At 39.4% G+C, this 25644-nt stretch carries 29 protein-coding genes; 17 read left to right on the forward strand and 12 right to left on the reverse strand.

The annotated features are described in order from the left end of the window. Positions 1-3: 3 nt before the first annotated feature. Positions 4-636, forward strand: a complete 633-nt coding sequence (hisIE, locus tag ACKXGF_RS02375; RefSeq protein ID WP_411954709.1) for a bifunctional phosphoribosyl-AMP cyclohydrolase/phosphoribosyl-ATP diphosphatase HisIE — start codon at positions 4-6, stop codon at positions 634-636. Continuing rightward, on the forward strand, positions 629-1687 hold the full coding sequence (gene hisC / locus ACKXGF_RS02380; RefSeq protein ID WP_411954710.1) for a histidinol-phosphate transaminase: 1059 nt from the start codon (positions 629-631) through the stop codon (positions 1685-1687). The genes hisIE and hisC overlap by 8 nt, the downstream gene beginning before the upstream one ends. A gap of 311 nt (positions 1688-1998) precedes the next feature. Here the strand turns inward: hisC and ACKXGF_RS02385 are convergent, their stop codons facing one another. Next, complete coding sequence (locus ACKXGF_RS02385; RefSeq protein WP_411954711.1) at positions 1999-4092, reverse strand: heavy metal translocating P-type ATPase; 2094 nt, start codon at positions 4090-4092, stop codon at positions 1999-2001. Next, positions 4089-4451: an ArsR/SmtB family transcription factor gene (locus ACKXGF_RS02390; RefSeq protein ID WP_411954712.1), complete on the reverse strand. Its 363-nt coding sequence runs from the start codon at positions 4449-4451 to the stop codon at positions 4089-4091. Before ACKXGF_RS02390 ends, ACKXGF_RS02385 begins: the two co-directional genes overlap by 4 nt. Before the next feature lie 134 nt (positions 4452-4585). Here ACKXGF_RS02390 and ACKXGF_RS02395 point away from each other — a divergent pair, with 134 nt between their 5' ends. Beyond that, positions 4586-5089, forward strand: coding sequence for an N-acetyltransferase family protein (locus ACKXGF_RS02395; RefSeq protein ID WP_411954713.1), 504 nt, complete (start codon positions 4586-4588; stop codon positions 5087-5089). Between the two features lie 63 nt (positions 5090-5152). On the opposite strand, the gene ACKXGF_RS02400 is transcribed toward ACKXGF_RS02395, so the two are convergent. Together ACKXGF_RS02400 and ACKXGF_RS02405 are read right to left on the reverse strand one after the other, a co-directional pair. Next, positions 5153-6949, reverse strand: coding sequence for a M3 family oligoendopeptidase (locus tag ACKXGF_RS02400; RefSeq protein WP_411954714.1), 1797 nt, complete (start codon positions 6947-6949; stop codon positions 5153-5155). A gap of 151 nt (positions 6950-7100) precedes the next feature. Further along, positions 7101-7754: a peroxiredoxin gene (locus tag ACKXGF_RS02405; RefSeq protein WP_167262072.1), complete on the reverse strand. Its 654-nt coding sequence runs from the start codon at positions 7752-7754 to the stop codon at positions 7101-7103. Between the two features lie 297 nt (positions 7755-8051). Between ACKXGF_RS02405 and ACKXGF_RS02410 the strand changes: the two genes are divergently transcribed. Beyond that, a complete protein-coding gene (locus ACKXGF_RS02410; RefSeq protein WP_411954715.1) occupies positions 8052-8453 on the forward strand; it encodes a hypothetical protein in 402 nt (133 codons plus the stop codon). 612 nt (positions 8454-9065) lie between these two features. Here ACKXGF_RS02410 and ACKXGF_RS02415 read toward each other — a convergent pair. From ACKXGF_RS02415 to ACKXGF_RS02425, 3 genes are read right to left on the reverse strand one after another with little or no spacing between them, the layout of a single operon-like run. Continuing rightward, positions 9066-9854, reverse strand: coding sequence for a polysaccharide deacetylase family protein (locus ACKXGF_RS02415; protein ID WP_243864183.1), 789 nt, complete (start codon positions 9852-9854; stop codon positions 9066-9068). Between the two features lie 49 nt (positions 9855-9903). Further along, positions 9904-10569, reverse strand: coding sequence for a VOC family protein (locus tag ACKXGF_RS02420; protein ID WP_411954716.1), 666 nt, complete (start codon positions 10567-10569; stop codon positions 9904-9906). A gap of 15 nt (positions 10570-10584) precedes the next feature. Continuing rightward, on the reverse strand, positions 10585-11580 hold the full coding sequence (locus ACKXGF_RS02425; RefSeq protein ID WP_411954717.1) for an LLM class flavin-dependent oxidoreductase: 996 nt from the start codon (positions 11578-11580) through the stop codon (positions 10585-10587). 98 nt (positions 11581-11678) lie between these two features. On the opposite strand from ACKXGF_RS02425, the gene ACKXGF_RS02430 reads away from it, so the two are divergent. Continuing rightward, a complete protein-coding gene (locus ACKXGF_RS02430) occupies positions 11679-12008 on the forward strand; it encodes a hypothetical protein (RefSeq protein WP_411954718.1) in 330 nt (109 codons plus the stop codon). Between the two features lie 51 nt (positions 12009-12059). Here ACKXGF_RS02430 and ACKXGF_RS02435 read toward each other — a convergent pair whose 3' ends face one another. Together ACKXGF_RS02435 and ACKXGF_RS02440 are read right to left on the reverse strand one after the other, a co-directional pair. Continuing rightward, positions 12060-13364 (reverse strand): protoglobin domain-containing protein, encoded by a 1305-nt coding sequence (locus ACKXGF_RS02435; protein ID WP_411954719.1) that lies wholly within the window; start codon positions 13362-13364, stop codon positions 12060-12062. Between the two features lie 84 nt (positions 13365-13448). Beyond that, entirely contained in the window at positions 13449-14066 is a 618-nt protein-coding gene (locus tag ACKXGF_RS02440; RefSeq protein WP_411954720.1) for a class I SAM-dependent methyltransferase, read from the reverse strand. A 103-nt stretch (positions 14067-14169) separates the two neighbouring features. Here ACKXGF_RS02440 and ACKXGF_RS02445 point away from each other — a divergent pair, with 103 nt between their 5' ends. The 3 genes from ACKXGF_RS02445 to ACKXGF_RS02455 all read left to right on the forward strand — a co-directional run bounded on the left by ACKXGF_RS02445 (position 14170) and on the right by ACKXGF_RS02455 (position 16618). Next, entirely contained in the window at positions 14170-14640 is a 471-nt protein-coding gene (locus ACKXGF_RS02445; protein ID WP_411954721.1) for a MarR family winged helix-turn-helix transcriptional regulator, read from the forward strand. 68 nt (positions 14641-14708) lie between these two features. Continuing rightward, the gene (locus ACKXGF_RS02450; RefSeq protein WP_411954722.1) at positions 14709-14996 is read left to right on the forward strand and encodes a YppG family protein; all 288 of its coding nucleotides are present in this window, start codon (positions 14709-14711) and stop codon (positions 14994-14996) included. A 137-nt stretch (positions 14997-15133) separates the two neighbouring features. Next, positions 15134-16618 carry an MFS transporter gene (locus ACKXGF_RS02455; RefSeq protein ID WP_411954723.1) on the forward strand — a complete coding sequence of 495 codons (1485 nt, stop codon included), beginning with the start codon at positions 15134-15136 and terminating at the stop codon, positions 16616-16618. Positions 16619-16661: 43 nt separating this feature from the next. On the opposite strand, the gene ACKXGF_RS02460 is transcribed toward ACKXGF_RS02455, so the two are convergent. The 3 genes from ACKXGF_RS02460 to ACKXGF_RS02470 are packed head-to-tail and all read right to left on the reverse strand — an operon-like array spanning position 16662 to position 19077. Further along, positions 16662-17522, reverse strand: a complete 861-nt coding sequence (locus ACKXGF_RS02460; RefSeq protein ID WP_411954724.1) for a DegV family protein — start codon at positions 17520-17522, stop codon at positions 16662-16664. Position 17523: 1 nt separating this feature from the next. Further along, positions 17524-18453: a DMT family transporter gene (locus tag ACKXGF_RS02465; protein WP_167262061.1), complete on the reverse strand. Its 930-nt coding sequence runs from the start codon at positions 18451-18453 to the stop codon at positions 17524-17526. Positions 18454-18480: 27 nt separating this feature from the next. Continuing rightward, on the reverse strand, positions 18481-19077 hold the full coding sequence (locus ACKXGF_RS02470) for a rhomboid family intramembrane serine protease (protein ID WP_411954725.1): 597 nt from the start codon (positions 19075-19077) through the stop codon (positions 18481-18483). A gap of 91 nt (positions 19078-19168) precedes the next feature. Here ACKXGF_RS02470 and acpS point away from each other — a divergent pair, with 91 nt between their 5' ends. The 9 genes from acpS (at position 19169) to ACKXGF_RS02515 (ending at position 25582) form a co-directional block, all read left to right on the forward strand. Next, on the forward strand, positions 19169-19534 hold the full coding sequence (acpS, locus tag ACKXGF_RS02475; protein WP_411954726.1) for a holo-ACP synthase: 366 nt from the start codon (positions 19169-19171) through the stop codon (positions 19532-19534). Positions 19535-19679: 145 nt separating this feature from the next. After that, complete coding sequence (locus ACKXGF_RS02480; RefSeq protein ID WP_167262058.1) at positions 19680-20699, forward strand: LolA family protein; 1020 nt, start codon at positions 19680-19682, stop codon at positions 20697-20699. A gap of 126 nt (positions 20700-20825) precedes the next feature. Next, positions 20826-21950 carry an alanine racemase gene (alr, locus tag ACKXGF_RS02485; RefSeq protein ID WP_411954727.1) on the forward strand — a complete coding sequence of 375 codons (1125 nt, stop codon included), beginning with the start codon at positions 20826-20828 and terminating at the stop codon, positions 21948-21950. Between the two features lie 107 nt (positions 21951-22057). Then, on the forward strand, positions 22058-22339 hold the full coding sequence (locus ACKXGF_RS02490) for an antitoxin (protein WP_167262056.1): 282 nt from the start codon (positions 22058-22060) through the stop codon (positions 22337-22339). Between the two features lie 5 nt (positions 22340-22344). Then, positions 22345-22695, forward strand: coding sequence for a type II toxin-antitoxin system PemK/MazF family toxin (locus ACKXGF_RS02495; protein WP_167262055.1), 351 nt, complete (start codon positions 22345-22347; stop codon positions 22693-22695). A gap of 231 nt (positions 22696-22926) precedes the next feature. Then, positions 22927-23793 carry an STAS domain-containing protein gene (locus ACKXGF_RS02500; RefSeq protein WP_411954728.1) on the forward strand — a complete coding sequence of 289 codons (867 nt, stop codon included), beginning with the start codon at positions 22927-22929 and terminating at the stop codon, positions 23791-23793. A gap of 5 nt (positions 23794-23798) precedes the next feature. Then, positions 23799-24158, forward strand: a complete 360-nt coding sequence (locus ACKXGF_RS02505; RefSeq protein ID WP_167262053.1) for an STAS domain-containing protein — start codon at positions 23799-23801, stop codon at positions 24156-24158. Further along, entirely contained in the window at positions 24158-24559 is a 402-nt protein-coding gene (locus tag ACKXGF_RS02510; RefSeq protein WP_411954729.1) for an anti-sigma regulatory factor, read from the forward strand. The genes ACKXGF_RS02505 and ACKXGF_RS02510 overlap by 1 nt, the downstream gene beginning before the upstream one ends. A 12-nt stretch (positions 24560-24571) precedes the next feature. Beyond that, positions 24572-25582 carry a PP2C family protein-serine/threonine phosphatase gene (locus ACKXGF_RS02515; protein ID WP_411954730.1) on the forward strand — a complete coding sequence of 337 codons (1011 nt, stop codon included), beginning with the start codon at positions 24572-24574 and terminating at the stop codon, positions 25580-25582. The last annotated feature ends 62 nt before the right edge of the window (positions 25583-25644 follow it).

Raw genomic sequence — 25644 nt, forward strand, 5'->3', positions numbered from 1 at the left:
TAGGTGGAATCATTAAATATTCAATTCGACGAACAAGGCCTTGTCCCAGCGATCGTAAAAGACGTGCGAACAGGTGAGGTATTAATGCTAGCATATATGAACGAAACGTCGTTAAACAAAACAATCGAAACTAAGCGAACATGGTTTTATAGCCGTAGCCGCGAAGAATTGTGGCAAAAAGGAGCGACATCTGGAAATGAACAGCATGTCAAACAGTTATACTACGATTGTGATCAAGATGCTCTACTTGTAAAAGTTGAACAAACTGGCCCAGCCTGCCATACAGGTGAGAAAAGTTGCTTTTACCACGAAGTGGACTTAGGTGAGCAATTAGCTGTTGATCCACAAATAGTTGAACGTGTCTTTGAATCTATTCAAGACAGACGTGACAATCCTCAAGACAACTCATACACGAATTATCTATTTGACGAAGGCGTTGATAAAATCCTGAAGAAAGTAAGTGAAGAAGCAGGCGAAGTGATTATCGGGGCCAAAAATCAAGATAACGAGAATCTAGCAATGGAAGTAGCAGATCTAACGTATCATATGCTTGTGTTAATGGCAGAACGTGGTTTGAGTACAGATGATGTTAAAGCTGTATTAACTGAGCGGATGAAAGGGGATTCCAATGAGTAAATTCTGGAGTCGGACAGCTCGCGAAGCGGAGCCATATGTACCAGGGGAGCAACCTAGTGATGCCAATGTTATTAAGTTAAATACAAACGAGAATCCATTTCCACCATCACCTCTTGCGCTTGAGGCAATGGAACAATCCATTAATGCGGATTTGAAGAAATACCCAAGCCCGACAGCGGACCGCTTAAAAACGGTGATTGCTGAGCGAGAAGGTGTAGATGTGAATAAAGTCTTTGTTGGAAACGGTTCAGACGAAGTGCTAGCGTTTGCGTTTCAAGCGTTTTTCGACCCGAATGAAGCCATTAAAATGCCTGATATTACGTATAGTTTTTATCCTGTTTATGCGAATCTTTATGATATTCCTTATCAACAAATACCATTACAAGACGATTTATCGATTAATGTTGACGGGCTAAAACGATCTGTTGGTGGCGTTGTTTTTCCTAATCCGAATGCACCGACTGGTTTAGAATTATCACAGGAGGCAGTGGAGTCTATTGTCGCTAATAATCCCAACCAAGTAGTGATTGTAGATGAGGCTTATGTAGAATTTGGGGCAGCATGCGCTGTAAGTCTAACAACGAAACACCCTAATTTATTAGTCACGAAGACGCTATCGAAGTCGCACGCCTTAGCAGGTTTAAGAGTCGGTTACGCGATTGGTGATGTAGCGTTAATTGAAGGATTAGAACGGATTAAGAATTCATTTAACTCGTATACGATGAATCGTGTTTCTTTAGCAGGGGCTGAAGTGGCATTAGCTGATGAACCGTATTATGCTGAGACTCTGCAAGCCATCGTCAAGTCGCGTGAATGGGTTAAGCATGACTTAAAGGAGCTAGGATTTTGGGTATCTAATTCTAAAGCCAACTTTCTATTTGTTAAGCCAAGGGGAATTGAAGCCGAAACCTTATATCAGCAATTAAAAGCTCGAGGGGTTTATATTCGTTATTTTAATAAACCAGGTTTAGAAGGTTATGTCCGAATTTCAATTGGTACAGATGACGAAATGAAGCGCTTGATTGATATCATTCAATTACTTATAACATAGGCACTATTAAAGTCCGTTGTTGATATTGTGTTCCGCTTTCGGTGGACGCTTTCCGAGGGCACGGCTCGAGCCTCCTCGGAAGAAAAGCACTTCCTGCGGGGTCTCGAGACTCGTGCTATTCCCGTGACGGCCCGGACGGCCTAATGTCGACGTTGGTGACAGGACGTGACCGAACTTAGTCGACCAGGAGTCGCCACCTTCGCTCCTCACAATTCAACAACTCAGTGCTTTGTTATTTGAAAATCAACACTAAACCTTAACAGATTCATATCATAATAAATGCCGGAGGGTCGGAACCCCTCCGGCATTTATTATTTGTTCTGGTTCATGAGACGTAAGGCGTTGAGTGTAACGAGCAATGTTGCTCCCATGTCGGCTAAGATCGCAATCCACAATGTGAGCCATCCTGGGATCACGAGTAGTAAGGCGAGCGCTTTGGTACTTAAAGCGAAGATGATGTTTTGTTTGATGATCCTTAAAGTTTTCCGACTTAACTTCACGGTGTAAGGTAGGGATGTTAAATCGTCTCCCATTAATGCGACATCGGCTGTTTCTAATGCTGTGTCGGTTCCAGCACTTCCCATCGCAATGCCGACATCAGCAGTCGCAAGGGCTGGCGCATCATTGACACCATCACCTACCATCGCAACAGTCCCATGTCTCTGTTGTAATTGTTGAATTTGTGTTCGTTTATCTTTTGGCAATAACTTGGCAATATATTGGTGTATACCAACTTGATGACTGATTGATTGAGCTGTTCGATCATGATCGCCTGTTAATAAAATCGTTTCAGTTAATTGGGCTTCTTGTAGTTGCTCAATCATGTCTTTAGCAATAGAACGTAATGGATCAGCGATATTAATAAAGCCAAGTGTACGTTCTTGATCGCCTAAAAGAATCACGGTGTAACCTTGTTCCTGCGCTGCTTGGATTTTAGCTTGTTGATTTTCAGTTAGCTCGAATATTTCAGGGCTTCCAATCGTATAGTGAGTGTTATTGATCGTTCCTTGGACACCTTTTCCTGTTAAAGATTGAAAGGATTCAACGGTGAGCGTTTCGTTTATTTCGAATTGGTTATCTGTATAATCAATAATCGACTGTGCTAATGGATGTTGAGATTTCATTTCTAAAGCACTGGCTAATTGGAAGAATTGTTCCGGTGACAACTGATCATCAAAAAGTTCATATTGTTGAACAACAGGTTTTCCTTGGGTAATGGTTCCTGTCTTATCAAACGCAATCGCTTTAATTCGCCCGAGAGTTTCTAAGAATGATCCGCCTTTAATAAGCACGCCATTTCGAGCAGCACTTCCAATTGCCGTAACGATTGCAACAGGCGTCGAAATCACAAGGGCACATGGACAACCAACGACTAGAACGGCCAGGCCTTGATAAAGCCATGTTTCAAAACTTAAACCAAATGCGAGCGGTGGAATCGTCGCAACGCCAAGGGCAATAACCATAATAAGTGGTGTGTAATAAGCCGCGAATCGGTCGATTAACTGTTGTGCAGGGGCTTTTTCATTTTGAGCTTCTTCAACGAGATGAATAATTTTGGCTAGCGTTGATTGATCCGCACGCTTTTGCGCGGTGATTTCTAAATAGCCTTCTTCATTGAGGGTACCAGCGAATACATTTTCATCCACAGCTTTATAGACAGGGACAGACTCACCAGTAATAGCTGCTTGATTAATCGAACTTTCACCTATTGAGACAACGCCATCGACAGGAATTTTCTCACCGGGTTTAATGATGACAGTCTCGCCAATTTCGATGTTTTTGACATTGACGACTTCATTTTGCCCGTTTCGTTTGACGGTGGCTGTATCAGGTGCTAAGTCCATGAGTGATTGGATCGACGAACGTGCGCGGTCGATTGAGAATTCCTCGAGCCATTCGCTGATCGCAAATAATATGACGACAACAGCTCCTTCAACCCATTCGCCAATAATCACAGCGCCAATGACGGCAATGGTCATTAGCGTTTTCATATCGAATCGCCACTTGATTAGATTACGTACACCAGTCTGGAGTAACGAATATCCGCCGATTGCTATTGAACCCAGGAAGATCGTTGTTGTAACGATGTGTTCTTCACCTAATTGACTTAATGTGACTAATCCGACTAGAAGCAAAATGAACGACGTGACTAAATGCCAGTTTGATTTCAAGGTTTGCATGAGATCAAATGATTTTTTGCTATATTCTTTTGAGACTGCTAATTTTTCGAATGAACCGGCTTTCTCGAGGTCATCAATCGACGCTTCGCCATAAACCGTAATCTTGGAGGCGCCGAAATTGACTTCAGCGTCATCAACGGACTTAATCTCTTTAACATTGTCTTCAAACGTTTTTGCACATGAGGAACAAGACATCCCTTGTACGTAATAGGTTTCTTGCGTCATGACAGGGCCTCCTGTTCGTGTTGATGTTCAACAGCTACTTGGATAAGTTGGACGACATGATGATCATCCAAAGAATAATAACTATTTTTTCCGTGTTTACGGGTTTTGGTGAGCCCGTGTTGTTTTAATGTTCTTAAATGATGGGATGCTGTCGCAACAGATGTTTCAGTGACAGCTGCCACATCACAAACACAGAGTTCGTCTTCAATTGTTAACGCTTGGGCGATTTTAACGCGTGTAGGGTCAGCAAGGACTTTGAATAATTGGGTAACGGATGGCGTTTCTGTTTGACTAACTTGTTTATGAATATGGGTTAACTGTTCATCTGTAATTTCGGACGTGCAATTCGTTAATTTCACAATAAGTCGCCTTCTTTCATTCAAACCAATATTTGATTGTATTATATTAAAATGACTGTTTGAATGTCAAGCGCGACCATTCACTTTAGCGTGGTGATATGATAAACTAATGGAAAAAGTTAAAGGTGATCTTAATGATAAGAGAGGGAACAGAGCGAGACTTAGATCAGATAGAAGAGATTGTCGGAGAGGCTAAACAAGGGATGGCTCAGGCTGGCTTAACACAATGGGGAGAGACGTATCCGCTACGTGAACACTATGAAAAAGACTTACATAATCAAGAATTGTACGTGTTTGAACAAGATCAGCAAATTATTGGTGTGGCATGTATTAGTAACAAAGGACATGAAGAGTATCATGAAATTGCTTGGTCAGAAGCTGATGCATTTCTCTGTTTAAAACGTGTCGCCGTATCACCACAAGCGAGACAAAAGGGAGTGGGATTAGCCTTCTACGAGTATGCTGAACAACTAGCCGCTCAGCATGATATTCCTTACATTCGTACAGATACCAATGGAGAAAATGAAGCGGCGTTGAAATTATTCGAAAAAGGAAACTACACCCTAGTAGACAGACAATACCATGGGCAGTTTCCGCAGCCGTTCTATTATTACGAAAAGAAGGTTCATTCCTCATAAACTAAATTGAAAAGGCCAGACAAAGCATTGTTGCAATTGTCTGGCCTTTTATGATTAATTCTACTATTTAGATGTTAGATCGAGGTATTCCTCAACGTCTCGTTTACAAAGCTCAATGCCTTTTTCCCAGAACGCTTCTTTCGTAATATCCTCACCTAAGTGTTTCATGGCTAAATCTTCAACACTCATACGAGCCGTATCCTGCAATAATGCCATGTACTTGTCTTCATAGCTCACGCCTTCTTCAAGTGCTCTCGCATAGATACTAAGTGAGAATAGATAACCGAATGTATACGGGAAGTTGTAAAAAGGCACGCCCGTAATATGGAAATGTAGTTTGTTAGACCAATAGCTTGGACTCGTAGACTGTACAGCGTCTTGATAAGCTTCACGCTGTGCTTGATCCGTCAATTCATTCAATCGCTCAGCTGGGACGAATCCATTTTTACGTTCAGCATAAAAACGCGTCTCAAATAAAAAGCGAGAATGGATATTCATGAAAAACGTTACACTACGTTGTAATTTATCCTCTAATAACGCAATTTTATCTTGATCGGATTCAGCTTCTTTAACAGATGCATCCGCTACGATCATTTCAGCGAATGTCGACGCTGTCTCAGCAACGTTCATGGCATAGCGACGGTTTAATGGATGAACGGGCTTTAAAGCATGCGTATGGAAAGCATGGCCAAGTTCATGTGCTAACGTAGCGACGTTAGACATAGAACCACTGTAAGTCATGAAAATCCGTGATTCTTCGCTTAATGGGAATCCAGTACAGAAACCACCAGGGCGTTTTCCTGAACGGTCCTCAGCTTCAATCCATCCATTTTCAAAAGCATGCTCTGCAAAATCAGCTAGTTTCGGGCTGAATTGTTTAAAGTGTTTCAAAATAAACTGAGCACCTTCATCATAAGATAGAGTTTGAGTGTTTTCTTGAGTTGGTGCACCTAAGTCGTACCAATCTAGTTTCTCTTTACCTAGTAAGCTTGCTTTACGGTATAAGAAATCAACAAAAGGTTGTTTGTGTTTCGTGATGGCACCCCACATCGCATCAAGCGTCTCTTGTTGCATACGGTTAATATCGAGGGGTTCTTTTAACACATTGTCCCAACCACGTTTGTCATAAACGTTTAAGCGGAAACCAGCTAAATGGTTTAATGTGTTCGCAAATAGTGATTCTTTCTCTTTCCAAGCAGCTTCAAGCTTTTCATAGACTTGTTTACGGACATTTGGGTCTTCATGTGAAAGTAAGTTATTGGCTTGCCCGACTGATAATTCCTTTTCTTTACCGTCGACTGTCACGTTAACAGTCATTTCACCAACAATAGTGTTATACATCTGACCCCAGGCATGATAACCATCAACAGACAGAGCTGTAATTAAGGACTCTTCATCTTCTGATAGCTGTTCTTGTGCCGCTTCACGCCATTCATTTAAGACAAATGAAAGGTCAGCTAATTGCTCGTGTTTAAGTAATTCTTGCCAAACGGACGCTTCAGTTTGGGCTAGCTTTTGCTTGAAACGGTTAAAAGCTGCACCATAAGTAGCATTTAGTTCCATCACTTCACTGCGAAGGGTACTTGCTTTATGATCCGTCATATCTTGAGCTTCTAAGCACGTAATAAAAGCACCAGCTTGACGAATGTGTTGGCTAACATTTGAACCTTCTTCTATAAGTGAAGCAATGTCATCAGCTTCAGAACTCGACGTTGGGGTTTCAAATTGATTTAGTTTCGCTGAATATGTTCTTAGACGGTCTTTAACCTCATCTAAATGTTGGCGCAGCTCTTTAGAATCACTGCCCCCTTTAAAAAATGTCTCTAAATCCCAGACAATCGGATAACTTGTTTGTGGCATGCAACGAACCTCCCGTTTAGTTTCATAATTTTCTAAATAATACAACGATAGTATAGCATACTCATTAGTTCGAGTGAAGAAAATTTCGAAACTAGAAATAAATTCAACGAAAAAATCGCGCAACATCCAAGTTGCGCGATTAAATCAAACATTATTCATTTAAATCTTTTTTCGCTAAATACCAGTCAATCACTTCAACACTGTCATCGTTCACACGAGCATCTGCATCTTGTTGAGTAGCAGGTGGTGGAACAAGAACTTGATCGCCTGGAGTCCAATTTGCTGGTGTTGAAACTTGGTGCTTAGCTGTTGTTTGTAGGGCTTTAACTAAACGGACAATCTCAGCCATATTACGACCAGTTGTTAACGGGTAATAAATGATGGATTTAATCTTCTGTTGATCGTCAATGACGAATACCGCACGGTTTGCTTCAGTACCACTGTCATTCGGATGGATCATGCCGTATTTTTTAGCCACATCTTTACTTAAGTCAGCAATTACAGGAAACTCGATTTTAACATTGAAATTTTCTTCAATATTTCGAACCCACGCAAGGTGAGATTGATTACTGTCGATACTTAGACCAAGTAGCTCTGTGTTCAATTCCTTAAGTTCAGGTAAGATTTCTTGGAATGCGACAAACTCAGTCGTGCAAACAGGTGTAAAATCCGCTGGGTGTGAGAATAGTACAAGCCATTTTCCTTTGTAATCAGTTGATTTAATCGGACCTTGTGTGGTTTGCACTTCAAAATAAGGGGCATCATCGCCAATACGTGGCATTTGATACTCTTGCTCTTCACTCATAAAACAATCGCTCCTTCAAAGTATTATAATTCAGATAAATTTACTATGTTTTATTATATACTCACTTTAACAAATAGATACAGAAAAATCAAAAAAAATGACCCATATTATTAATTGGTTTACATACAGTGGGAAAAAAGCAAAGGTATAATACGTTAAGGATGCTTATTTATGTTAAGATAATTCTAAAAACTGTCATAAATGGTTTTATTTGAACGGCTTGATCTTTAAACAGTTATAACACAATAGAATCATATTGGTGTAAAAAAAAGTTATTACGACGGAGAGGAGGATCAAATGTTTAAAATCATTTTTTTGATTATCTTTTTGGGACTGATGTATGTTTTGCTGAGAAACGAAAGGAATAGCATCAAGTTCACATTTCTCATATATTTTTCTTTATTATCGATTGTATTCATAATTGGATTAAACTATATATCATCAACCTATCAGTTGTCCCACGATCCCATTGACGGTGGTTTCGATAAAAAGTTTGACTGGGTGTATGTATTTTTGTATTTATATTTCATTCCTCTGTTTATTTTATTGGGATATAAGTTATTTAAATTCACTAATAAATTTTTTGAATCAATTTGGGCAAAAATCACGATGTCCATACTTTGGCTTGCAGTATTAGCAGCAATGGGGGTTGTCTTACCCTTTATATTTATACTGATGTTTTATGGATTTGCACCATAACTAGACAGACACCTTTATAAATTGTTCGATCATATGTGCAGCAACTAGAATTTGCATTAATTTAGCAAAGAAAAGCCTTTGCAAAAATTAGTATATGTTAAGTAGCGATAATTTTTATGATGCTAAATGATGAAAGTTGGAATGATTCATATGACACTTAGTAAGAAGGCAAAAATACTTGCAATAGTTATTGGTGTAACTGTTTTTCTAAGTGGTGTAGCAAGTAAGCTAATTGAAAAGTTATTTTAAATAAAATACTGACATATAGAATTTGGGCGTCCACCTAGTTCGGATTTTGTTTTTTATGTTAAATAAGTATATTAAGGAGAGTTTGTATGTTTTCATCAAAGATTAAGTGTAGTCATTGCAATAAAGAAATTGAATCAACTGATAAGATAGCGATTATAGTTGAAGCAGGGGAGTTAAATGGTATAACAAATTTAAAGAGCTGGGCGAAGAATCATAAAATCCTTTGTTTACAGTGTAACGATACAAAATAATAAAATTAGATATAAGAAACAGCTCAGTAAAATTGAACTGAGCTGTTTTATCTTACATCAAAATCTAAATGCATTTTTAGCATATATAGTTCTTGAAATGCGTAAGAAGCAATTATTTAAGGTTTGCTTCATCCAATTTAACGAATTCAAATCCATCATTTTGTAATTGGGGAATGGCGGCTTGAACACCACCACTAGTTCCGCTTGATGGCTGGTTCATGTGTAATAATGCGATTGAGCCTGCTTCGGCTTGTAAAAGGGATTCCTCAACTTCATCGCTAGAGTAAGTTCCACCAGCGTCACCGAGAATGTCGTAGTTAACGACTTCCAACCCTAAGGCTTCTACAAGATCAACGGCGACATCGTCGTAATGAGCTGTTCCGGAACGAAAATATGACGGTTCTTCTCCAGTTATGGAGGATATATGATCTTGGTTGACCATCACTTCGTCATATGCTGCTTGTGCATCTTCCGTACCGTTAATTCCATAAGCTTCTTCTCCTGTTACAGAGAGAGGTTTATGATGAGTGCCGTGATTTTCGATTTGAAATAATGGGTTATTGGCTAGTTGTTTGAAGGTCTCAGGATTCTCTTCAATCCAGCGTTTGTTCATAAACAACGTCGCTGGAATCTCTTGTTCGATTAGGTAATCCATGAGTGCCTGATCATAGCCACTGCCATGCGCACCACCACAAGCATCAAATGTTAAGGCCATTTGTTTTTGATTGGTATCGAGTTGAGTTTTAACGCCACTAACAAATTCACCCCATTCAGAAGGGGTGCGGTCATAGTGATTAATGGTTATAGAATGGTCTTGTAATTGTAATGATTCTTTTTCATGAGTGGATGGGGCTATTTCTGGATGCATGTCAGCTGGTAGCGTATCAGAGCAAGCACTCAACAGAAAGCATCCCCCTATTAATAGTATAATCTGTTTCATAAGTTATCCTTTATTTAAATGTAATATGTTCAAACTGGGCTACCAAATGATTACCAGTATCGACTGAAATTTGACCATTATCTAGAATAATATGATCGTCTTGCCGACAACTAGGTTCAATGATTGCTAGAGTATCTAAAAAACGTTCAGGATCATTGACACCGATTTGAATGTTTGAGAACGAATCCTGGTTAATCAAGCTAGAATCGCCTGGTCGATTGATACCACCGTCCCATTCTATTAAGAAGGGGAGCGGTCTATTAAGTGATTCATCCATTGGAAATAACATGCGCCAAGCTAATTCTGATCCGTCTGGTTTGGTTCGTTGTCCAGGAAAAGGTCCCGCAAATGACACTTGCTCTTGTGTTAAACGATTCATGATGTCATCTAAATGATTGACTCGTAAAGCGAATTGAAACGGGCCCTCATGCTTTTGGTCGTACGCTTGAATGGTTGATTGAATCAGTGGATTTTCGGATGATCTCGCAATCGTTTCATCATCAACTCCAAGCCATTCAATATAACAATCATTTTGCATAAAGGCTAAATGATTATGAGTCCCCCAAGCATCGTGCTTTCCGCCAGCTGTTCCTTGTAATTGATGAACTTGCGAGAATAGTTCTTTATGTTGCTTCGGATTGAAAGAGTGTATGACAAGATGGTCAAAAGCTGTCACATAAATCCCTCCAATTTAAGATAAGTGAAAAGCGTGTGCGATCTTTTCATAAGCTGCTAGTCGCTGTTCGAATGGCGCGACAATTGAATTAATCATGACTTCACTAACTTGATAATGGCTTGCTAAGTCGATAAGCTGTTGTTTAACACTTTCGACATTTCCCAGAATCATCCTGCCACGATTTTCGACAATTCGTTTTTGTTCGAAATGATTAAACGTCATTTGACTGGCTTCTTCAGGGTTTGGAAAATGATCGCGTCGTTGACCTTGATCAGCCATTAGTAAGGCAGTATCCAAACTCGAAGCATAGTATTCAGCTTCTTCATCTGTATCACCAACGACGACGAACACGGCAATACTTGCGTATGGTTCTTCCTGAAGTGGTGACGGAATGAAATGGTCATAATAACGCTCGACAGCTTCGCGGCCATCTTCAGGGTTAATAAATTGGGCGAAATTATAAGACGTGCCAAGTTCGCCTGCAACTTGGGCACTGGATCCACTTGAGCCAAGCATCCATACAGGCGGTGTCGTTGGACTCATCGGTGTTGCTTTCACCTGATAACCCTGTGGATCTTGACCTAATAAATAATCGATTAAATATCGAGCGTCAGTCGGATAATTTTTGGTATCGGGATATTGACCACGATTGAGCGCATAATTAACGCCAGGTTGTCCGCCTGGTGCTCGTCCAATCCCTAAGTCAATTCGAGTTGGATACATCGCTTCTAAAACGCGAAATTGTTCGGCCACTTTAAAAGGACTATAATGTGGAAGCAAAACGCCACCTGTTCCGACACGAATTTGCTTTGTGTGAGCGGCAACCGTAGGAACGAGCATCTCAGGTGCTGAGCCAGCTAAGCTCGTCGTGCTATGATGTTCGCTCATCCAAAAACGTGTATAACCTAACTCATCAGCATGTTGGGCTAATGTTAAGGTTTGCTGTAAAGCTTCTTGTGGCGTGTGATTATGTAATAGTGGTGATTGATCGAGTACACTTAGTTTTAACATGATACATGACACCCTTTTCAAAATAAGTTATGATTATAATTGTTTTAGATATTACGAGAAAATTCAATTGATTTGCCTATAGAATGAGAGGAAGAGCGATGGGGAATAAACCAATCACCTGTTATTGGTGTAATAAACCAATTACTGAACGAGAAAATTTAAGAACGGCTAACATTAAAATGCTCGTTAGGCCGTTCCATGAAGACTGCTTCCAGAAGCGAGTAGAGAAGAAGAAAGAATCAGCCTCAATGTTTTTTGATGCAACACCGTTTAACGGCCGTTATGCGAATATCATGACGGCAATCTTCTTAGTCTTATATGTGTTATTTATCTTTGTTATTGAAGTCCCAACGATTGCCTATGTCATGGTGTTGCTTTATCCGCTATACCGATTATATAGCTGGTTGCGATTTGAACGAAGGTTATGATAAGCAGAAATTAAAGAAATGAAAAATGCCAGCTGCAGTGCTGGCATTTTTTTATGCGTGCTGATGATGTTCTTTAGCTAATTGTGCGAGTTGCTCAGCTGATTCATTGACTTCACTATATGATTCACTTAGTTGCTGAATAATCTCGTTAATATGCGCTACTTTGTTACCCATTTCATCATTAAGGGCTTTACTCTCATGTGTATTTGATAGAATGCCATCGAAGAAAGCATCCATACGTTTCATACTTTCGCTATTTTTCTGGATATGATTCGTCGTTTCAGAGACGCTTTCTGACACACGATTAATTTGATTATTCGTCGTTTCGATTAATTCGGTAATATGATCGATTGAACCTCGCGTCTGTTCGGATAATTTCTTCACTTCTTCTGCAACCACCGCAAAGCCTTTACCTAATTCGCCTGCCCGGGCAGCTTCGATGGAGGCATTTAAAGATAAGAGATTCGTTTGCTCTGATACATCTGTAATAAAGTTAAGTATTTCGTTGATTTTAGATGATGCTTGTTCAAGTTCTGCCATATCTCGAAAAATGGTATTCATTTGATTTTCTATGTAATCAATTTGAACTAACTGTTGTTCTAAGTCAGCTTTACCCGTTGAGGATTGGTCTTCCACGGTTGAAGCTGTTTCAACTGTTGTTTGAGAGAATGAATGGATCTCATTCGAATGCTCTAGTAATTGTTTGGTTGCTTCGTCTGTTTGATTAGAAACAGCGACGAGCTCATCTGACATACGTTCAATTTCCTCAATCAGAGCTTGCTGGCGATTGTTATGTTCTTGACGTTCTCGGTTATTTTCTTGTTCAAATGTTTCTAAAACAAGTTGTTGTTCAATGTTTAAGATTTTAGATGTTGCAGATAGGGCAATGCGAATATCATCCACATGCTCAAAGTGGTCAAAATAAATCTCGTGAAAAGAATTCAATAAGTCTTGAAAGGCACATAAATACCATTTAGGCATGAGGCCAATTTTGACATGAGCATAAGCAATATACTTACGTTGCTCAACGAAAGAATCATCAATAACTCCATTGAACATTTCTTGGATATGACGGGTTAGAGTTTGTTTCAGTCGTTCAACGGAACTATTAGTCTCAATAATTCGCATCAAGGAAGGTTCATGCTCAATATTGGCATAAAACTGTGCAACAATGGATTCAATATGCTCTGATACAAGGGGTTTGAGTGACTTAAGGGTTGCAAGATCATATGATGTTAGGTTCACCATTTTTAATTGTTTCTTTAAGTCTACCTCTTGATGAGCATTCATTTTGACTTCATTTAAGTAGTCTTCTGGATTTAGAACCGGTTCTGATTGTTTCTGACGTTTAAACATAATTGACACTCCTAAAACGGTTATTATTGTTTTTAGTATAATAATAAAGTCATGGAAAGTAAATCCGTTTTTAGAACTTTTGTCTTATTGTGTCGATTGAGCAACAGCAATCCCTAGTGGATAGTGTACACCTTCACGTCCTGGTTCGATTAAGACACCGTTTTGGTAGTATAATTCGACATCATTATAATCAGAAAATAGTTCTTGGAATTCAGCGATGGTTAATTGATGGACGTGAAAAGGTGATCCTACTGGCATGCCACGTCCCTGGCCGAATGGAGTAGACACGATTAATGTGCCACCAGGTTTTAGTAATCGTTTGTAATTATCGAGTAAGGCTTGTTCTTCAGCGATATGTTCAATGGTTTCGAAACTAACAATCGCATCGAAAGTGCCGTATCGATCAACTAACGTCTCATCAATCGCATTCTCAACCACAAATTGTGTTTTCGGGTGATAATATTCACCCTTTGCGTACTGGATGATCTTCGGGTCAAGATCCACACCGACTACTTCGTCGACTTGTTTTTTGCGTCGTTTCGCTATCATATGACTGCCATAACCAGCACCGCACGATAAATCAAGGACACGTCCGTGTACATATGGCAAGGCAAATTGGTAACGTGCGATATGTTCCAAAAGTAGCGGGTTTAAAGGATCCATCAATTTGGGAATGACGCGTTCACCTGTATCTTCAATCATAATTGTTCCTCCTTGTTTATTAGTTCAAATAATTGCCAAATGGTTTTGACGGGTGCGCACGAAAAATCTATAATTAATGTAACATAGATAAAGGATGATGAGGATGAACGAAGAAGAATATAAAGTCCGCAAAGAAGACCCGTCACTTAAATTATTTGTCGTGTTATCAAAAGCATCGGGAACGCTAAATCATTTAGCACAACATGATATGACACGCTATGGCTTGAACCCGAGCGAATTTGCCTTATTAGAATTGCTTTATCACCGAGGACGTCAACCCTTACAAAAGATCGGCGAAAGGATCCTTCTAACTAGCGGGAGTATTACATATGTCGTGAATAACTTAGAAGCAAAAGGCTGGTTAACTCGAGTGCCCTCACCTAATGATCGCCGTGTGACTTATGCAGAAATAACAGAAGCTGGCCGAGATTTGCTGAACGAAATCTTTCCGAAACATTGGCAAGCAATCGAGCAGTTTATGGGTGGATTGACAGAAGAGGAAAAGCAAGAAGCGATTGCGCTTATGAAGAAACTTGGTCGTTCTGCTGAAACACATATGCATGAAGATTCATGACGCACACCTACTTGTGTCCTTCATATAATGTGAGTATCAAGGCTTCTTAGGTGAAAGGTGGTAGGTCGATGTCTCCCAATGTATATAACGGATGGCAGAGTCCGGTCGTATATTATTATGATCCGACTGTTTATGCTGAATGGGGATACCAGACACAAATGGAAGTGCCATACTTACCGAATGACTCAATGGTTAATACGAATCAGATGGAATGGCTGTGGCATTATTTCCAAAAAGAAGACGGGGAAATAGATCTTGATAAAGTAATCAAAACATTAGGGCAAGTGGTCCAATTGAGCCAGCAAGTAACACCTATAGTTAAAACTTTATCTACATTTGTTCGTCCAAATGAATAAGTCCAATGCGCCGCGAAGCTTAGCCAAATGCGGCGTATTTTTTGTTAATCTAACATTTTAATAGATGGTTCATAAATACCGCAGCTATGTTAAACTAATTAGGGTTACGAATGATTACGATTGAAAGAAGGATGATCATGATGAAGAATCAACCACCTATTAAAACACCGTTCTATTATGGTTGGCTTATTGTAGCTGTTTCTGCGCTGGGCGTATTTTTCTCAGGCCCAGGCCAAACATATGCCATATCGATTTTTATTGAATATTACATAGAGGATTTTGATTATTCGCGTTCACTAGTCTCAGGGCTTTATTCAGCCGCGACACTGTGTGCGGGATTTCTGTTGTTTACAATTGGTAAATTAACAGACTTATATGGTCAAAGAATTATGATGTTAGTCATAGGTTCATCACTAGCATTTGCAACGGTTTGGAATGCCATGATTGTAGGACCAGTTATGATGTTCTTCGGTTTCTTCATGTTGAGGATTTTTGGACAAGGATCGATGACTTTATTACCTAATACCTTGGTGCCACAATGGTTTATGCATAAGCGTGGACGTGCATTGAGCGTGATGACAATTGGCGGTTTTGCAGGGGCAGCTTTAATTCCACCGCTTAACACCTTTTTAATTCAAACGTTTGATTGGCGAACGGTATGGTTAATCTGGGGTGGAGCTATTGCTCTTATATTTATTCCAGCTGTCTTGCTTATTGTTCGTAATAAACCAGCAGATATTGGTGAAGTTATCGATGGATCGACTCCGCATAAAGAGCATCGTCGTTATCCGTCACGGTTACCTTCGTTTGCATTAATCGGTTTGGCATTATTAATGTTAGTCACTTTAATCCCGACCATTGAGACAGCCTTTATTGATTGGATTGGTTGGTTACCATCAGCGTTTTGGCGAATCTTGTTGTTTACTGCTTTAGTGATTACGGCGTTTTATGTGATGCGTCACCGTCAATTTAAAGTGAAACAATTAGATGAATCGCCAGAGGAACAAGAGCGTTCACAACCTGAAACCGAAGACCGTGAAGTAAGCTGGACGTTACGTGAAGCGGCCAAAACACGAGCTTTCTGGATGATTTTATTCTGTGTTAGTGTGCCAGCTTTAACAAACACAGGCATTACCTTTCATCTTGTTTCTATTTCTGAAGGAAAGGGATTATCGGTTGAATTATCAGCCATTGTTTTATCGCTAATGGCTATTGTCGGTTTTCCGATTACATTTGTAACAGGTTATTTAGTGGACAAGTTTAAAGTTAATATAGTGTTATCGATGACATTTGTGGTTCATATCGTTGCGATTCTATGGTTATGGCAGACACAAACGAATATCGCCTTCATTATTTATGGCGTCATTTGGGGAACTGCTCATGGTTTTGAGCGGATTACACTGAATATTGTTTGGCCGAACTACTTTGGTAAACAACATTTAGGAAGTATTCGTAGTGTAGCGCAATCTGTCATGGTTGTTGGTTCCGCTTTAGGTCCGCTTCCATTCGGTATATTTTATGATTGGCTTGGTGGCTATTCTGAGATTTTATTAATATCTTTAATCTTACCTGTATTGGCTGCTATATTTGCCTTTATTTCACCTGCGCCAAAATCCGAATAAGGTATAAAAAGAGCACGACGAGCCTTGCCTCGTCGTGCTTTATTTATTGATCATCACGTAAGAAGGAAATAACAAGTCCGCCTTCACCAGCATAATTGGCAATGAGTGGGCCCATTTCTACGATATATTCTTCATCTTGGTGATAACGGTCTCTAATTTGACCCATAATTTCCTTAGCTTTAGATTCACAGCGGCTTTGTGACATAACAATTGTTTTGCCTTCGAGTGACTTTGTATATTCGCCAATTTGATCAACTAAACGACGAAGTGCTTTCTTCTCGCCACGTATTTTTTCAGTGACTTCAATTTCACCTTCTTCAGAGGCGCGCATAAGTAATTTGATATTTAATGTTTTAGCAATAGCTCCGCGGAAACGATCGAGACGTCCGCCTTTAATTAAATTTTCAACCGTTCTAAGGGAGAAAAGCGTCACTGTACGTTCAGCATTTTGGCGTGTTTGTTTAACAATGTCTTGAAAATCAAACTGTTTCATTTTGAGTTTGATCGCTTCATTTAACAAGAGAGCCATACCACATGAAGCACTTGTAGTATTAACAATCTCGATTTGTCGATCTGCATCCTCTTCAAGCAACATATCTCGTCCGATAACAGCGTTTTGATAAGTGGCGCTTAGATTCTTCGATAAGGATAATAATAGAATCGGAGTGTTTGGATCAACAGATTTGAAAGCTTCATAGAAATCGTTCGGGCTTGGTGCTGATGTTTTGGCTAAATCATCTGTGTCATCAAGTTTTTCGTAAAATTGTTCTGTCGTTAAATCGATGCCTGCTTTATAGACGCCATCACTAAAATGAATGTTAAGTGGGATTGTTTTGACGTTAAACTTGTCTGCGAAACCTTGTGGCAGATCAACACCGCCATCGACCATTAGTTGAAAAGACATTTTATTCACCTCTATTTAATTGCTTATTTTGTCTTTCGTTAATTACTTTAACCTTTCGTTTCTTTGATGTACTAATAATAAATAACATTAAACCAACAATAACTATGGAACCACCTAAAAATTGTGACCACGTGACCAGTTCTCCTAGTACGAAATAGGCCAAGACTGAGGCGCCGACAGGTTCAAATAAAATCCCCATCGTAATCGTTGAAGCGCTCACCCATTTAATCGCCCAATTGAATAAAGTATGGCCAAAGAATGTTGGAATAATAGCTAATGCTAGAAAGACGAGCCATGTATCATTAGAATACCCTGTAAATGGTTGAGATAGTACTAGATTATACAAAATTAACGTAACAGAGCTAATACCATAGACGATAAAAGTATACGTCATCAGTGATAGGCGTTGGCGAACGTTTTGTCCGAATAAGAAATAACCTGTAACCGCGATTGCTCCCATTAAGGCAAGGAAATTACCGAAGAGCGCCCAACCACTAATTTGAAAATCACCCCAACTAATGATCGCGCTACCTGTGAAGGCGATTAACATGCTCAGAACTGCCCCGCTAGTAAATCGTTCTTTGAAGAATAAATACGTTCCAATGAATGCGAAAATGGGTTGTGTCGTCACAAGAACAACTGAACTGGCAACAGATGTATGATTGAGTGATTCAAACCATAAGATGAAATGAAAAGCTAAAAACACACCTGCAGCAGCTGAGTAAATCCAATCACGCTTAGATATATTGCGGAATTCACCGATGTTTCTTAATAATACATACGGTAACATAATAATCACAGCTAGTAATAAGCGGTAGTTGGCAGTGATTGACGATGGAGCATCAGCGAGTCGAACAAATATAGCAGAGGTGGAAACAGCTAAAACGCCGATCACAATCGCTATATAAGGTGCAATTGTTTGTTTGTTCATCGTGTCACTCCTTATATGTGATTCAAATTAAATGCGGAAATGCCCTTTATAACGAGCGAACAAAATCGGACCGAGTGCTAAACCTCCGATTAAGCCAAAAATATGAGCGTAAATATTAATGCCAGGTCTAAATGTTAAGACAACCCCAACAATAATGATCACAATAATGATTTGGCGACTATTAGCATCAATTAATTCGGGGCGCATTAATAATAAAAATAAGTAAATACCGAACAAGCCAAAAATAGCGCCTGAAGCACCTACATGAGCATAAGTCATCTCTGCTAAAAATAGTGTCACAACATTAGCCATTATGCCAACTGTAAGATATGCTAAAATGAATTTAATTCGACCGAGCATGACCTCTAAGGCAGGTCCGAAAATAATTAAACTAAACGTGTTAAATAATAGGTGCATGGGTTCAAAGTGTGTGAAAATTGGCGTGACAAGCCGCCAGTATTGTTGGTCAAGTAAGATCGGTAAGTTCGAACCAACGATTAGTTCTCGGAAAGGCATAGATAGACTTGATATCATGAAGACAATGATATGGATTGCTACAAGGGTTGATATGACTGGGTAAAATTTAAGAAATTGCTTAAAGCTCTCTGTTCGTACGAAAAACATTCTTGTTAGCCTCGCTTTATTAAACACATTATTTCCTTTAAGAATACTAATCTTTTCCCAATCTTGCAATAAGAAAGACAGGTGAACATTCATGATCCAAGGTATTGGTGTTGATTTGACTGAAACAAACCGGATTCAAACGTTATTATGGCGACAACCTCGCCTGATCGAACGCGTATTAACTGAAAGAGAACGAAGCGTGTTATCACATTATACAAATGAAAAGCGTAGATTAGAGTTTATTGCTGGACGATTTGCTGCGAAAGAAGCATATAGTAAAGCAGCGGGGTGTGGCATAGGAAAAGATGTTTCATTCCAATCGATAGAATTACTTTCTAATGGTACTGGACGGCCTATAATTTATATTAATGGCGTTTACAGTCAACATGTCCATGTTTCGCTATCCCATAGTGATCACTATGTCATAGCTCAAGTAATTATTGAAGAGACTTCATAGCTCGTCTGCATATTCCCACTCCTTGTCTCATATAGTGTATTGCGGGTAACAAAAAGGTCCGATGTGCACATTGTCACCGCAACTGAATAGATTGCTTGTTTCTATGATACAAGCCATAAAACAATGAGACGGAGGAGTTGTTTGCATGAAAAGAAAACTAATGCTCTTTGTAACTGCGGTGGTTGCCGTAATGGTATTGACTGCCTGTGGTGAGGAGACGGTGGATGATGTCTTACAAGCATTAGACGATCAAGTAGCTGACATGTCAAGCTTTAAAGGGAAAGCTAGCATGACGATGTCGACTGGAGATGAGCCAGAACAATATGAAGTGGACGTCATGCATAAGGCTGATGATTATTTCAAAGTGGTTATGAACAATGCTGAAGATGAAAAAGGAAATCAAGTGATTCTCAGAAATGATGAAGGTGTCTTTGTATTAACTCCTTCGATTAACAAGAGCTACAAATTTCAAAACGATTGGCCTAATCAACATAGTCAGCCGTATATGTACACATCGCTTGTGAATGACGTTTTGAATGATCGTGACCGAGAATTCCAAATGACAGATAACTACTATGTATTTAAGGTCAAAACGAATTACAAAGGTAATCAACAATTACCGTATCAAGAAGTCTATTTCCATAAGGACTCGTACAAGCCCGCTTTAGTTCGTGTACAAGATCAAAACGGTGAAACAATGGTAGAAGTTGACTTCGAATCATTTGAATTCAATACAGATATTGAAGATCGTGAATTTGATACAGATGAGAATTTATCTGAAGGAGCAGTCAGTGTTCCGACGATGACAGAATTAGAGGAACAAGAAGCGACTGTTTACAAACCTAATTTCGTCCCAGAAGGTGTCGAATTAGCGAAGGAAGAAGTTATTGAATTTGAAAATGGTGAACGCGTCATGATGTCTTATGAAGGCGAGAAACCATTCACTATCGTTCAAGAACAATTCGAATCCTATCCGACAAGCCTGCAAGTCCCTGTTACTGCAAGTGGTGACATGGTTGATTTAGGGTTTGCTGTTGGTCATTTAAATAATCATTCACTTGAATGGCAATATGAAGGAAACCGCTTTGTGATCGCGAGTGACTCATTAACTGTAGATGAAATGATTCAAGTGGCTCAATCTGTTGATCAACAAGTTGTGAAGTAAAGCGAGTGATTAGATCAACCCGTCTTTAAGGCGGGTTTTTATTTTAGAGAGGTTCGTGATTGACAGCCTGCAATCTAGCGGTAGATAATATCAATAACAAACATTCAAGATAAAGAAGGGTCCTAAATGACGCAATCTTTTTACCGTGATACGTGGGCTGATATTGATTTAGACGCGATTCGATTTAATATGAAACAAATGAAAAAACGATATCCATCACCTAAAAAAGTATACGCTGTTGTTAAGGCTAATGCTTATGGACATGGTGATGTTGAAGTAGCGCAAGCGGCTTTGGAAGCGGGGGCTGATCAACTTGCGGTTGCTTTGCTTGATGAAGCGGTCCATTTACGAAAACAGTTTCCAGAAGTACCGATTCTTATATTGGGTAGGATTCGTCCGGAACAAGCACCTGTTGCGGCAGAACACAATTTAATGGTGACAATCTTTCAATTGGAATGGGTTTTAAAAGCAGATCAATACTTGGAAGAACCGTTACACGTTCACCTTAAAATTGATACAGGTATGAACCGTCAAGGTATAAAGTCGGCTGATGAAGCGTATGCTTTATTAACAACGATGAAATCAACATCCTTAGTTTTAAAAGGGGTCTATTCTCATCTTGCAACAGCTGATGAAGACGAACGGCTCTTGCTAGAAACGCAAATGACACGCTTTCAGCAATATATCACAGAATTCCAAGATTACTTGACTGATGAAATAGAAGTTCATCTAGGTAATTCAGCGGGAGCAATGCGTTTTCCGGAATCAATGTATGACGCTGTTCGGTTTGGGATTGGTATGTATGGCTTGTATCCTTCTGATCTAGTGCGCGATGAAATTAAGATTCCATTAAAACCCGCATTTTCACTACAGAGCCGATTGATCCATGTTAAACAAATTGAACCAGGTGAAACGATTAGTTATGGAGCGACTTATACCGCTCGGGAGAAAGAATGGATTGGTACGGTTCCATTGGGATATGGTGATGGCTGGATTCGTAAATTACAAGGATTTCATGTTCTAGTAAACGGCAAAAAATATCCGATTGTTGGCCGGGTCTGCATGGACCAATTTATGGTGAAACTTGATCAACATTTTCCAGTTGACACACCAGTAGTTATTATTGGTGAACAACAAGGGAACGCTGTCACAACAGACGATGTGGCAAGGCATTTAGATACAATCAACTATGAAATTCCTTGCATGATTAACCAGCGTGTTCCGAGAGTTTATCATAACGTGAATAAATGAAATAGCGTCAAAATCCCATTTCATTCGTAATTTCGCTTTACGAAACTTAGCGAATAATGTTATGCTACTTACAGATTTGCTGTTCGTAAATTGTTGGGGGTGTAAGGATGTCTGATAATTCACAAGAGGTGGTTGTCGAACTACCGATGTCTTTACTTAATGAGTGCGATGAATTAGTTGGCTCAGAGCAAGATCACTCTAATCATCAAGAACTCATTTTGCAGGCTGTTCACAGCTACGTCAAAGAAGAGAAGAAACGTCAAATCAAAGAAAAGATGCGCCGTGGTTACGTAGAAATGAAAAATATCAACTTAGATATCGCATCTGAAGCTTTCCAAGCTGAAGAGGAGGCTGAAACCACTCTTGAGCGCTTAGTGAGTGGGGTGTAAATAACTTGTACGTTAAACGAGGCGATGTCTACTACGCAGACTTGACGCCCGTAGTAGGATCTGAACAAGGCGGTGTTCGCCCGGTTCTTATTATACAAAACAATATTGGAAATCGTTTTAGTCCAACCGTCATCGTAGCAGCAATTACAGCACAAATACAAAAAGCAAAACTACCGACACACGTCGAAATTGACTCTGAAAAGTACGAATTTGAACGAGATTCGGTTATTTTGCTGGAACAAATACGAACAATCGACAAACAGCGTTTAACTGATCAAATTACAACGTTAGACGAATTTTTGATGGGACAAGTCGATGACGCCTTGCAAATTAGCCTTGGACTTATGGATTTATAATTCATCATATGAACCACCTATTGTTTGCAATAGGTGGTTTTTCATGTGTATGTGGTACATGGTGATTGGCTATTTTATGTAATTAGTGGTCATGACTTTATGTATCTGTAAATTAAAGATATAATGACTGCAAGTGCGTAAAAGGCTAAAATTTTCAGAATAATGTAGAAAAATATATCATTTAGTGGTAAATTGATAATAATAGTCTATTTATGGAGGTTTTGGAACGACATGAAGGTAAAAGAAGTCGTATTAGAGAATAGTGATCAGCTAATTGATCGCTGGATTAGTCAGTTGGAGAACGACTCATTACAAGATTACACGTCAACCATTTCTGGTGACATGGTTGAGCAAATGAATAAAGAATTTGCCGAAGTGGTCATGCAGAGCATGAAAGAAGAGAATAATCAACTTGAGGCTTTAGACCAATTTGCCGAGAAGGTTGTTAATTTAGGCTGGCCGTTTGGTTACATTGCTGAGGGGCTTCAAGCATTTCGTACGGAAAGTACTAAGTTCGTACTTGATCAGTTAGATACTGATAATAAAGACGAATTTGTTGAGGTAATGGAAAGTGTGAACAATTGGATTGATCCTTTAAAGATTCGATTAATGAATCAGTATTCGACTAATTGGAACAATATTCTGTCGATGCAGAAATTAGCGTTAGAAGAATTGTCAGCCCCACTTATCCCTGTAATGGACGAGATTACGGTTATGCCATTAGTAGGTACGATTGATACAGATCGTGCGAAACTAATCATGGAAAATTTACTAAACGGTGTCGTGAAAAACCGTACAGATGTTGTATTAATTGATATTACGGGAGTGCCAGTAGTCGATACGATGGTTGCACACCATATTATTCAAGCAGCTGAAGCAGTAAGGTTACTAGGAGCAACCTGTATTTTAGTCGGCATTCGTCCAGAAATTGCGCAGACTATTGTTAATCTAGGAATTGATTTAAGTCAATTCCCAACGAAGAGTTCACTCAAGAAAGGATTCCAGACAGCTCTTCAAATGACAGAGCAACAAATCGTCTCAAAGGATTCTAGATCAGAAGATATTGAAGAAATATTAGATTCAGTCGGGAAGGAGTAATTGAGTTGCGTGTACCTATTCTAAAACTCCATAATTATTTATTAGTTTCCATTCAAATTGAATTAGATGACCAAACAGCTATGAAATTCCAAGAAGACTTACTAGGTAAAATACATGATACTGGTGCGTCAGGCGTAGTAATCGACTTAACATCAGTCGAAGTCGTAGATTCATTTATCGCAAAAGTATTTGGGGATGTCGTATCCATGGCTGATTTAATGGGGGCTAAAGTCGTATTTACTGGTGTCCAACCAGCGGTATCGATGACATTAATTGAACTAGGCATATATTTAAAGGAGGTACCGACTGCACTCGATCTGGAGCAGGGTATTATTAAGTTAAGACAAGAATTGGAGGAGAAGTGATGAAGGGAACTCTATCCTCTGTTGTTATTAAGCAAGAATGGGATATTGTCGGTGCAAGACAAGCAGGCAGACAAGTTTCGCAAGGTCTGGGGTTTGGTTCAGTCGATCAAGCCCGAATTGCGACGGCTATCTCAGAATTAGCACGTAATATTTATTTGTACACTGAAGAAGGTGAAATTACATTTGAAGAAGTGCGTGACACTCCTAAAGTTGGTTTGAAAATTATAGCACAAGATCAAGGCCCTGGTATCAAAGATTTAAGTGCCGCAATGAGAGACGGTCACTCAACATCGGGTGGTTTAGGCGCTGGTTTGCCTGGCGTTAAGCGTTTGATGGATCATTTTGATTTAGAATCTGATGAAAATGGAACCAAGGTGACCGCGATTAAGTGGGCTCGGTAGGAGGGATTGGCTGTGAGCTCAATCGAATCAGATATGCAGAATTATAAAGAGTTATTATCGCAGTATTTAAAAACGCGTGATGAAGCCATTTTATATCAAGCAGAACAATTCAGTAAACAATCGATTCAACAAAATATATCTCCCGACGAAATCGTAAATGTACATTATGAAGCTTTGGAAGAAGTTATGCCTAATATGGGCGAAAGTGTGCGTGATTCATTCCAGTTTTTGATTGAAACAATGATTTCTTATGGCTTAGCTTACCAAGAACACCAAGTTCTTAGAGAGAAACAAATCGAATTACGTTCGGAAATTGGTGTAGCGGCCAATATGCAAGAGACATTGTTAAAAACTACAGTGCCATCCGATGAAAAAGTTGACATTGGGGTAAAATCAGTGTCAGCCAAAGAAATGAACGGCGATTATCATCATTTTATTAAAGATGAAGATGGAAATATCGGGATCACCATTGCAGATGTGATCGGAAAAGGCGTTCCAGCTGCTTTTTGCATGTCGATGATTAAGTTTGCGATGGAAAGTTTTTCAGAGAATGAAATTAACCCGCAACGTATATTAGATTCCTTGAACCGAGTGGTTGGTCGTAACTTAGAAGAAGGTATGTTCGTGACAATGTTTTATGGATTTTACGACACAACTGATCATCAATTTTATTATGCTTCTGCAGGCCATGAACCTTGTTACATATTAAGATATGATACAGGTGAATTTGAGGAAATTGATGCAAAGGGTCTTCTGTTAGGCGTGAGTGGTGAAGTTTCATATGAAGAACGCCAAGTTGACGTCCGATCAGGCGATTTAATTATTTTGCTGACAGACGGCGTGACTGAATGCAGAGTGGATGGACGTTTTATTGAACAAGAAGAAGTTCTAGATATTATAAATCAGTTCGCACACCTAGATGCTCAAGGCATTGTAGAAGGTGTGTTTAAATATTTTGAACGTCTACAAGATTTTCAACTACGTGATGACTTCACGTTACTTGTCATAAAAAGAAAAGATTAGTATGTTTGAGTAATAACTGAAACGGGTATGAATGCTTAAAGAGATTAAGAATGGGGGATTAA

This window comes from Alkalibacillus sp. S2W, assembly GCF_046764385.1.
Classification (GTDB): domain Bacteria; phylum Bacillota; class Bacilli; order Bacillales; family Alkalibacillaceae; genus Alkalibacillus; species Alkalibacillus almallahensis.

Coding starts and splice junctions, on each gene's coding strand:
- hisC (WP_411954710.1), top strand. CDS start 629: ATGAGTAAATTCTGGAGTCGGACAGCTCGCGAAGCGGAGCCATATGTA.
- ACKXGF_RS02385 (WP_411954711.1), bottom strand. CDS start 4,092: ATGACGCAAGAAACCTATTACGTACAAGGGATGTCTTGTTCCTCATGT.
- ACKXGF_RS02395 (WP_411954713.1), top strand. CDS start 4,586: ATGATAAGAGAGGGAACAGAGCGAGACTTAGATCAGATAGAAGAGATT.
- ACKXGF_RS02400 (WP_411954714.1), bottom strand. CDS start 6,949: ATGCCACAAACAAGTTATCCGATTGTCTGGGATTTAGAGACATTTTTT.
- ACKXGF_RS02405 (WP_167262072.1), bottom strand. CDS start 7,754: ATGAGTGAAGAGCAAGAGTATCAAATGCCACGTATTGGCGATGATGCC.
- ACKXGF_RS02410 (WP_411954715.1), top strand. CDS start 8,052: ATGTTTAAAATCATTTTTTTGATTATCTTTTTGGGACTGATGTATGTT.
- ACKXGF_RS02425 (WP_411954717.1), bottom strand. CDS start 11,580: ATGTTAAAACTAAGTGTACTCGATCAATCACCACTATTACATAATCAC.
- ACKXGF_RS02430 (WP_411954718.1), top strand. CDS start 11,679: ATGGGGAATAAACCAATCACCTGTTATTGGTGTAATAAACCAATTACT.
- ACKXGF_RS02435 (WP_411954719.1), bottom strand. CDS start 13,364: ATGTTTAAACGTCAGAAACAATCAGAACCGGTTCTAAATCCAGAAGAC.
- ACKXGF_RS02440 (WP_411954720.1), bottom strand. CDS start 14,066: ATGATTGAAGATACAGGTGAACGCGTCATTCCCAAATTGATGGATCCT.
- ACKXGF_RS02445 (WP_411954721.1), top strand. CDS start 14,170: ATGAACGAAGAAGAATATAAAGTCCGCAAAGAAGACCCGTCACTTAAA.
- ACKXGF_RS02450 (WP_411954722.1), top strand. CDS start 14,709: ATGTCTCCCAATGTATATAACGGATGGCAGAGTCCGGTCGTATATTAT.
- ACKXGF_RS02455 (WP_411954723.1), top strand. CDS start 15,134: ATGATGAAGAATCAACCACCTATTAAAACACCGTTCTATTATGGTTGG.
- ACKXGF_RS02460 (WP_411954724.1), bottom strand. CDS start 17,522: ATGTCTTTTCAACTAATGGTCGATGGCGGTGTTGATCTGCCACAAGGT.
- ACKXGF_RS02465 (WP_167262061.1), bottom strand. CDS start 18,453: ATGAACAAACAAACAATTGCACCTTATATAGCGATTGTGATCGGCGTT.
- ACKXGF_RS02470 (WP_411954725.1), bottom strand. CDS start 19,077: ATGTTTTTCGTACGAACAGAGAGCTTTAAGCAATTTCTTAAATTTTAC.
- acpS (WP_411954726.1), top strand. CDS start 19,169: ATGATCCAAGGTATTGGTGTTGATTTGACTGAAACAAACCGGATTCAA.
- ACKXGF_RS02480 (WP_167262058.1), top strand. CDS start 19,680: ATGAAAAGAAAACTAATGCTCTTTGTAACTGCGGTGGTTGCCGTAATG.
- alr (WP_411954727.1), top strand. CDS start 20,826: ATGACGCAATCTTTTTACCGTGATACGTGGGCTGATATTGATTTAGAC.
- ACKXGF_RS02490 (WP_167262056.1), top strand. CDS start 22,058: ATGTCTGATAATTCACAAGAGGTGGTTGTCGAACTACCGATGTCTTTA.
- ACKXGF_RS02500 (WP_411954728.1), top strand. CDS start 22,927: ATGAAGGTAAAAGAAGTCGTATTAGAGAATAGTGATCAGCTAATTGAT.
- ACKXGF_RS02510 (WP_411954729.1), top strand. CDS start 24,158: ATGAAGGGAACTCTATCCTCTGTTGTTATTAAGCAAGAATGGGATATT.